This is a genomic window from Caecibacter sp. AF58-12pH5A (genome assembly GCF_027681725.1).
GTDB classification, from domain to species: Bacteria; Bacillota; Negativicutes; order Veillonellales; family Megasphaeraceae; genus Megasphaera; species Megasphaera hominis.
Map to the genome: position 1 here is coordinate 48,229 of NZ_JAQDBC010000016.1, position 8,032 is coordinate 56,260.

The window sequence follows — 8,032 nt, forward strand, 5'->3', positions numbered from 1 at the left end:
GTAAGTACTAGCTATGTATGCTGGCAAGGGGCCCTCGCAGAGGGCCTCTCTGTGCATCTGAACTTTTTATTTTACAAGGTATGGCAAAACCTGTATAATAGTTGCGAATCTATTCACGTGTAAGGAGACGCGCATGAGTACACCTATGATAAAATTGGAGCATATGAGTCATGCCTATACAGATGAAAATGGCAAGACCGTATATGCTGTAAAAGATATATCTCTGGAAATACAGCCAGGGGAATTTGTAGCCATTATCGGCACTAATGGTTCGGGAAAGTCGACGCTGGCCAAGCATTTCAACGTCCTTCTCGTACCGACAGAAGGCACGTGTGAAGTTTGTGGCCTGCGGACCGATGACCCCCAGCATGTTTGGGATATCCGCCAACAGGTGGGCATGGTCTTCCAAAATCCCGATAACCAAATCGTTGCAGCCGTCGTAGAAGAGGACGTGGCCTTTGGTCCGGAGAATCTCGGCGTGCCGCCGGAAGAAATCCGTCAACGTGTAGCCGATGCCCTGGAACGGGTACAGATGACGATTTATGCCAAACACGGACCGCACCTTTTAAGCGGCGGCCAGAAGCAGCGTATTGCTATTGCCGGCATCCTGGCCATGCAGTCACGCTGCATCGTCCTGGACGAACCGACGGCTATGCTCGATCCGAAAGGCCGGCAAGAAGTGATGGAAACTCTGCATCAGCTGCACCGCGAAGGGATTACGGTCATTCTCATTACTCATTTCATGGAAGAAGCCGTTCAGGCTGACCGGGTTATGGTCGTACATCACGGCGAACTGAAGATGGATGGTACGCCCAGGTCAGTCTTTACGCACGTCGACGAGCTGAAACAAATGGGCCTCGACGTGCCTGTACCGGCTGAGCTGGCTGTACGCCTGCGCGAAAAAGGCGTACCCCTGCCGGAGGGAATTATTACGAAAGAAGAACTGGGAGACGCGTTATGTCAATAAAACTGGAACATGTTACGTATACGTACGGTACAGGCTCGCCCTTTGAAAAGACAGCTTTGCAGGATGTCAGCTTAGAAATCAAAGAGGGGGAGTTCATCGGTATTATCGGCCATACGGGCTCGGGCAAGTCGACGTTGGTCCAGCTGCTCAATGGCCTTCTGCAGCCGACGAGCGGTACGGTCACCGTCAATGGCCAGGATATCAGCCAGAAATCAAAAGCAGCTATGGAAATGCGCCATGCCGTAGGTATGGTATTTCAATATCCGGAATACCAGCTCTTTGAAGAAACCATTGCTAAGGATATTGCCTTTGGACCACGCAATTTTGGCCTGAACGCAGATGACGTGGCAAAACGGGTGCGGGAAGCCATGGAATTTGTAGGCCTCGATTACGATACGTATGCCGATCGTTCGCCTTTTCGTCTTAGCGGCGGACAGATGCGCCGCGTAGCGATTGCCGGCGTGATTGCCATTCATCCGCAATACTTGATTCTCGATGAACCTTCGGCCGGTTTGGATCCTGTCGGGCGCCGCGAAATTTTTGCAGAAATTCAGCGCTGGCATAAGGAAAAGAATATAACGGTCATCCTCGTGTCTCATAATATGGACGATATTTCCCGTATGGCAAACCGCCTCATCGTCCTTTCAGAGGGACAGATTCTCATTGATGGCGAACCGCTTGATGTTTTTGCTACGCAGCAGGACAAGCTCCACAGTGCCGGCGTAGCCGTACCGCCTGTGACAGAAGTATTGCAGTACTTAAAAGGCCGGGGCCTGGCTGTAGAAGACCGGGTGCATACAGTAGATGAAGCCGTAGCTTCTATTTATCAAAGTCTGGGAGGAAACAAACATGCTTAAAGATATTACGCTTGGACAGTATTTTCCTGGCGAATCCTTTCTGCACCGCCTGGATCCCCGCTGCAAGATTATCGCGACTCTGATCGTCATCGTGGCTATTTTTTTGGCCGAATCCCTGACGGCCTATGGCCTGCTGACTGTATTTGTGGCTTTTTGTTTTGGTATTTCTCATTTGCCCATGAAACTGGTCCTGAAATCGATTAAGCCTTTATGGGTCATCATTGTCCTTACCATGGGCATTCATATCTTTACGACACCGGGTGAGGCAATCTGGCAGTGGGGCTTCCTTCATATTACCTGGGAAGGATTGCGCCAAGGGGCACTCATGACGGCCCGTTTAGTGTATTTGATCGTCTTTTCTTCTCTTTTGACGTATACGACGTCGCCAATCCTGCTGACTGATGGGATTGAACACCTGCTCAATCCGTTCCGCCGTATTGGTGTGCCGGCCCATGAGCTGGCCATGATGATGACCATTGCCTTACGCTTTATTCCGACACTGCTCGAAGAAACGGACCGCATTATGAAGGCCCAGACAGCACGGGGCGCCAATTTTACAAGTGGCAGCCTCATACAGCGTGGCAAGAATATGATTCCCCTTTTAGTGCCCCTTTTTGTCAGTGCCTTTCGTCGTGCCGATGATTTGGCAGTGGCAATGGAATCGCGCTGCTACCGTGGCGGCATGGGCCGTACGCGCATGCACGAGCTGGCCTATACCTTCCGTGACAGTATTGCCATGACAGTGGTCATCATTTTCACGGTGGTCCTGGGTGTGATGCGGTGGCTGGCATGAGTATAAAAAAGAATATCTGTCTGACCGTGGCCTATGACGGCACGGATTTTCACGGCTTTCAAAAACAAAAAAATGCGCCGTCTGTTCAACAGTTTTTGGAAGAAGGACTGGCTAAGATTTTTGCCAGCCCTATTACGATTTATGGTGCTGCCCGGACGGATGCCGGCGTACATGCCCGCGGCCAGGTTGTCAACTTCTATGGCGCCGGGACGATTCCAACGGAAAAGATTCCCTATGCCATGAAGGGCTATCTGCCCTTGGAAATTGCCGTTCTCTCGGCCCGGGAAATGCCGGAACATTTTAGTGTGCGTCACGATAATAAGGGCAAGCACTATCGCTATACGATAGTCAACAGCCGGATTCACGATCCGTTCCGCCTGCGTTATGCCTGGTTTATCCGGCATCCCCTCGATATTGAGGCTATGGAGGACGCAGCCGGGCGTCTGTTGGGGACGCATGATTTCTCAGCCTTTGAAGGGCAGAATACGACCCCGATGAATCCTGTAAAGACCATGTATCATATAGGTGTTCATACAACAGGACCGGTCGTGACGATCGATGTCGTAGGCGATGGCTTTTTGTACCACATGGTGCGTAATATTGCCGGTGGTCTCGTCGATGCCGGCTTGCACCGCGTTACACCGGCTCATTTGGAGGCTGTATTAGCCAGCCGTGACCGGAAACAGTTAGGTGCGACGGCACCGGCCCAAGGCCTGTGCCTAGAAGAAGTCTTTTACGAAGACGTACGGCTGCAAGAAAGACTCTTGCAGCTACGGCAACAATAATAAACAAAAAGTTATAGACCTCTCTCTATCTCAAACGGTAAAATTATGGTATAATATTGGATAAACTGTATTCACATATGGACTTACACACGGTATTTCTGCCCCTGTCATATATGTATACAGCAACAGGGCCGGTCTATGAGCCCTGTACAGGTGGTATTTTTGTATTATCGCAGTGGCGAAAGAGGATATTATCCATATGACTGATAAGACATTAGGCTGGACTGTGCGGCTAGGCGGCGTACTTGCTGTATTGCTGTTCCTCTGGTCTATCCAATGGTTTCTGCCGGATTTCTATTCGACCATGTGGCACCTTACTGTAGAAGGAGATATAGATGGGCTGACAGACTATATTGCATCCTTTGGCTATGCAGCGATTCTGGTCAGTGTATTTATGATTATCTTTGCCAATGCTATCGGCATTCCCTCCATCCCGTTTCTTACGGTAAATGGTGTAATCTTTGGCTTGGTACCGGGAATTATTATTTCCTGGGCCGGGGAAGTAATCGGGATTGAAATTAGTTTCCGCCTGACGCGGACGCTCTTACGGAATCAGGCAAAAAAAGTCATTCAGCGCAGTAATATGCTGGAAAAGCTGGACTCGTACAGCTGTATTCGTACGATCATGATGGGGCGGGCTATTCCCTATTCTCCCAATGTCGTAGTCACGGCCTTTAGTGCGTTAAGCCATATTTCGTATAAGGATCATTTTATTGCCAATGCTATTGGCAAGATTCCGGCCGTTGTCGTAGAAGTATGGTTCGGCCATGATTTATTACGGATTAATGAGCATTGGGAACGGCTTCTCGGCTTGACCATTCTGGTAGTGGCCATTTACGGTTTTTTATGGTGGCGTAAAAAACAAACACAACGAAATAAATCCTGATACCTGCAGGAGAAATGAGTTCGCTCTTTGGGCGGACTTATTTTTTTCTTTGCATGCAAAAACCCCGGTACCAGAGGAGGGTACCGGGGTGCAGAGGATTGTATTATTTTGCGAAGTAACGAGCGAGCAAGCCGTCGAAGACACGGCCATGACGGGCTTCGTCTTTGCACATTTCATGAACCGTGTCATGAATAGCATCGAGGTTTAGCTGTTTAGCGAGGGTAGCCAGTTCTTTTTTACCGGCGCAAGCACCCTGTTCAGCAGCAGCGCGCATTTCGAGGTTTTTCTTTGTATCGTCTGTTACTACTTCACCAAGCAGTTCAGCGAATTTTGCGGCATGTTCCGATTCTTCGTAAGCAATACGTTTGTATGCTTCGGCTACTTCCGGATAGCCTTGGCGGTCGGCCACACGGCTCATAGCCAGATACATACCAACTTCAGAGCATTCCCCAGTGAAGTTCTGACGCAGGCCTTCGATGATTCGTTCATCAACGCCTTTGGCAACGCCGACGCGATGTTCGTCAGCATATTCTTTTACGCCTTCAACGAGTTCCGAGAACTTTTCTTTCGGAGCACCGCACTGGGGACACTTTTCAGGAGCTTCATTGCCTTCAAATACAAAACCGCAAATACCGCAAACAAATTTTTTCATAATTGTTACCTCCCAAGAGTATGTAATAGTATTGATTTCTATAATTTGTATTAACAAATAATGTATATTTGTTATGCTGTTATTATGGCAGGGCATATTGAGAATTGCAAGACTTTTTTCTAAAAAAATCGGAGAAATTTTTCTTTTTTCATAGGTTTCCAGGCACTAGGGTACAGAGCCGGTTTTGACCGTTCAGAATCGGTATGGTGGATGAGTTGCTTTTTAAGCATGAAATCGATATAATTAAATAGTATGGAAATATAATGGAAAGTATAACCTGATGACCGGCTTATAGTATATAACGAACGGATATGGAGGGATGCGACATGTGGAAAGGAAAAGTTGCCTGCGTTCTGGCGGTGATTGCCCTGTGCGGGGCTATGACGGCTGGCGCAGCAGACTATACAATTCTGGAGAAAGCAGAAAAAGTAGAAACGACTGTATATGGAGCACCGCAGAGCGGTTCATTGAATACCCGTATTGATGCCCTGGACCGTACCTTAAACGGTCAGGAATTATTAACGGGAAGTATTCAAAATCAGACGGACGCCTTATATACAGATGTATACGGCAATTCTGGATCTGATTTATCCTTGCTGGCAGCTGTGAACATGATGCAGTGGCAGTATTCAGGTAAAATCACAGATGCACCTTTGCTTGATCGCGTAGCTGCTTTAGAGGAAGGCATAAACGGCAAGGCAGCCACAGGGTCTCTCATCGGCCGCGTGCGTTCCTTACGTACGGCGATGCTGGGCAATACAGCCTTTACATCCCAAGATGTAGTTATCCCGGCCGGCACGATTGTCACTATGAAAAATCTGGATCCCCTTGACTCGGAAACGCTTCAGAAAGGGGATATAGTCCGCTTCAGCGTTGCTGAAGACGTCATGGTAGGCAATGTGATTGCCATTCCCCGGGGGATGGAAGCCGATGGCACGGCAACGACGGTCCGCAAGGCCGGACGCTTTGGCCGTGATGGCAAGATTGAAATTACGTACAGCACCGTGCGGGCCGCCGACGGGACGCCTGTACCTTTGACAGTAGGCGAAAAGACGAAGGAACAATATAAGCGGACGGCCGGAGCCGTAGGTGCTTCTGCAGCGGGTGCCATCATTCTCGGCCCGGTAGGGCTTGTAGGCGGCCTTTTTGTAAAAGGCAATGATGTCAATATTCCGGCCGGGACTACCATGTACGCGGAAGTAAAGACGGCAACAGAAGTAATCGGCTTTATTGAAAAACAACAGCCTGTTTCAACGATGGCCTCTGCCAATATGGCAGCCAGCGGCGTAGCCGTGCCGGCTTCGGAACCGGTCGTAGCGGCGGCTGCGACGACTGCAACGGTCACACCGGACACAGGTGATGGAGGAAACGTAACGATTCCTGAACAGGACAAGACAGAACACGTGACGCCCGTCTCTCTGGATACGACAGGCGTGCCTGCTCATGACGATGTTCAGGCAACGGTGACGATTACGCCAGCGAATAACAATTAATTGACAGGTGACGATAATGAATAAAAAAATGACAGCTGCCGTTTTGGCCGCCGTCCTGCCCCTTTCTTTGCAAATTTACGCACAGGATACGGCAGCTGACAAGGAAAAACTTGTACAAGTGCATACAGAAGAAACGCTGCCTGTCCCAGCGGCACAGGATACGGGGCTGACACCGGTAAATCTGGATCAGGCTGCAGCCAGCTATGATGTCGTTCTGCCCCAGCAGCCCGTTAAGATGACAGCCGATAAGCTGCTCATGCGTAATTCCGACAATTATGTCGCTGCCCGGGGAAATGTCGATATTGCCCAAGGAATGGATGAAATGCATGCGAACGTCGTAGAGGGCAACGCCAAATCGCAGGTATATCACGCGACAGGACCGGTCATATATATGAATAGTACGACTGCCCTTGATGGTACAGACGTAACGTACAATGCAGCCAATCAGAGTGCTCTCATGGGGACCATGAGCGGCTTTATGGATGCGACGACGTACGTTCGTGGCACCGATGCAGAAATGTATAATGGCCAGGGCTATATCAAGCACGGTCTGATTACGACACCCCATGCAGTAGCTAAGACGCCGGACTATTATTTGACCGGCGATGATATCCATATTTATCCCGGTGAAAAATTTACGGCTGAAAACACCAAGCTGTGGTTTAAGCACGTCTGCCTCTTTACGTATGGCCATTATGAAGGGAAATTAGGCGATAAAAAGGAAAAGCCTTGGATTTTTACGCTGCTGCCACGGCCGACGTATAATAACGACAACGGTATCGGCCTGCGCGGGGACGGCAAATTCCCGCTGAATCAATCGGGTGATCTCTCTTTAAATCTGAGCTATTATCTCTATTCGAAGGAAGGCTTCAAGCCTTCGGCAACGATCGCTAAGAACACTCGCGTCGGTACCTTCTCCTTCGGTTACAGCAAGGAAGAAAGTACGGATAATGATGATCATATCTGGGCGACACGCTGGCCGGAACTGCGGTACTATATGCCGCGTATATATGTCGGTGGTTCCGGTATTTACGTAGATGGCAGTGCCGGCTGGGGACGCTGGGAAGAAGGCGACAAGAAAGGGGAACACAAAGGCTATCGTACAGAAGTGTCCCACCGGCCGATTCCCTTGTGGACCCGGGCTAACCTGCGCTTCTTTACAGGCTACCGTAAGGATTTGTATGCCTACCATGATGCAGAACGGAGCGATCCGTACTGGGGTGCAATCCTCAATCAGGGCATCAATAATCGTCTCTGGACCAGCTTCTGGTACAAGAAGCACAACGTTAGCGGCTATACACCGTATCGCTTCGATAATATCGATGACCCGCGTCAGAAGGGCTTCTCTGTAGGCTATGTCCTGACGCCGCTGGATACGATTATTTTCTCTATGAATAAAAACCTAGACAATGGCAACATTGACGATCGTAATTTCACATGGGTCCGTGACCTTCATTCCTTTATCGCGACTATTACGTATAAACAGGTCGATAAAGAATGGGATATTCAGCTCATATCCAAGGACCTTGATTTCTAAAATAAAAGGGGCTGTGAAATAACGCCCCTATAAAAACGAATGAGGATCACTGGCTCGAAAGA

At 49.3% G+C, this 8,032-nt stretch carries 8 protein-coding genes; 7 read left to right on the top strand and 1 reads right to left on the bottom strand.

Features of this window, described 5'->3' with window-relative positions:
- Window positions 1–133 precede the first annotated feature (133 nt).
- The 5 genes from PGX44_RS08390 to PGX44_RS08410 all read left to right on the top strand — a co-directional run bounded on the left by PGX44_RS08390 (window position 134) and on the right by PGX44_RS08410 (window position 4,288).
- The gene (locus PGX44_RS08390) at window positions 134–967 is read left to right on the top strand and encodes an energy-coupling factor transporter ATPase (RefSeq protein ID WP_186503574.1); all 834 of its coding nucleotides are present in this window, start codon (window positions 134–136) and stop codon (window positions 965–967) included.
- On the top strand, window positions 958–1,824 hold the full coding sequence (locus PGX44_RS08395) for an energy-coupling factor transporter ATPase (RefSeq protein WP_498855013.1): 867 nt from the start codon (window positions 958–960) through the stop codon (window positions 1,822–1,824). Before PGX44_RS08390 ends, PGX44_RS08395 begins: the two co-directional genes overlap by 10 nt.
- The gene (locus tag PGX44_RS08400; protein ID WP_498855014.1) at window positions 1,817–2,617 is read left to right on the top strand and encodes an energy-coupling factor transporter transmembrane component T family protein; all 801 of its coding nucleotides are present in this window, start codon (window positions 1,817–1,819) and stop codon (window positions 2,615–2,617) included. The genes PGX44_RS08395 and PGX44_RS08400 overlap by 8 nt, the downstream gene beginning before the upstream one ends.
- Window positions 2,614–3,402, top strand: a complete 789-nt coding sequence (gene truA / locus PGX44_RS08405; RefSeq protein WP_498855015.1) for a tRNA pseudouridine(38-40) synthase TruA — start codon at window positions 2,614–2,616, stop codon at window positions 3,400–3,402. Before PGX44_RS08400 ends, truA begins: the two co-directional genes overlap by 4 nt.
- Window positions 3,403–3,601: 199 nt before the next feature.
- Window positions 3,602–4,288, top strand: coding sequence for a TVP38/TMEM64 family protein (locus PGX44_RS08410; protein WP_498855016.1), 687 nt, complete (start codon window positions 3,602–3,604; stop codon window positions 4,286–4,288).
- Window positions 4,289–4,391: 103 nt separating this feature from the next.
- Here PGX44_RS08410 and PGX44_RS08415 read toward each other — a convergent pair whose 3' ends face one another.
- Entirely contained in the window at window positions 4,392–4,940 is a 549-nt protein-coding gene (locus PGX44_RS08415; protein ID WP_186503569.1) for an NADH peroxidase, read from the bottom strand.
- A 326-nt stretch (window positions 4,941–5,266) separates the two neighbouring features.
- Between PGX44_RS08415 and PGX44_RS08420 the strand changes: the two genes are divergently transcribed.
- Both PGX44_RS08420 and PGX44_RS08425 read left to right on the top strand, forming a co-directional pair.
- Window positions 5,267–6,433: a hypothetical protein gene (locus tag PGX44_RS08420; protein ID WP_498855017.1), complete on the top strand. Its 1,167-nt coding sequence runs from the start codon at window positions 5,267–5,269 to the stop codon at window positions 6,431–6,433.
- 16 nt (window positions 6,434–6,449) lie between these two features.
- A complete protein-coding gene (locus PGX44_RS08425; protein ID WP_498855018.1) occupies window positions 6,450–7,970 on the top strand; it encodes an LPS-assembly protein LptD in 1,521 nt (506 codons plus the stop codon).
- Window positions 7,971–8,032 lie beyond the last annotated feature (62 nt).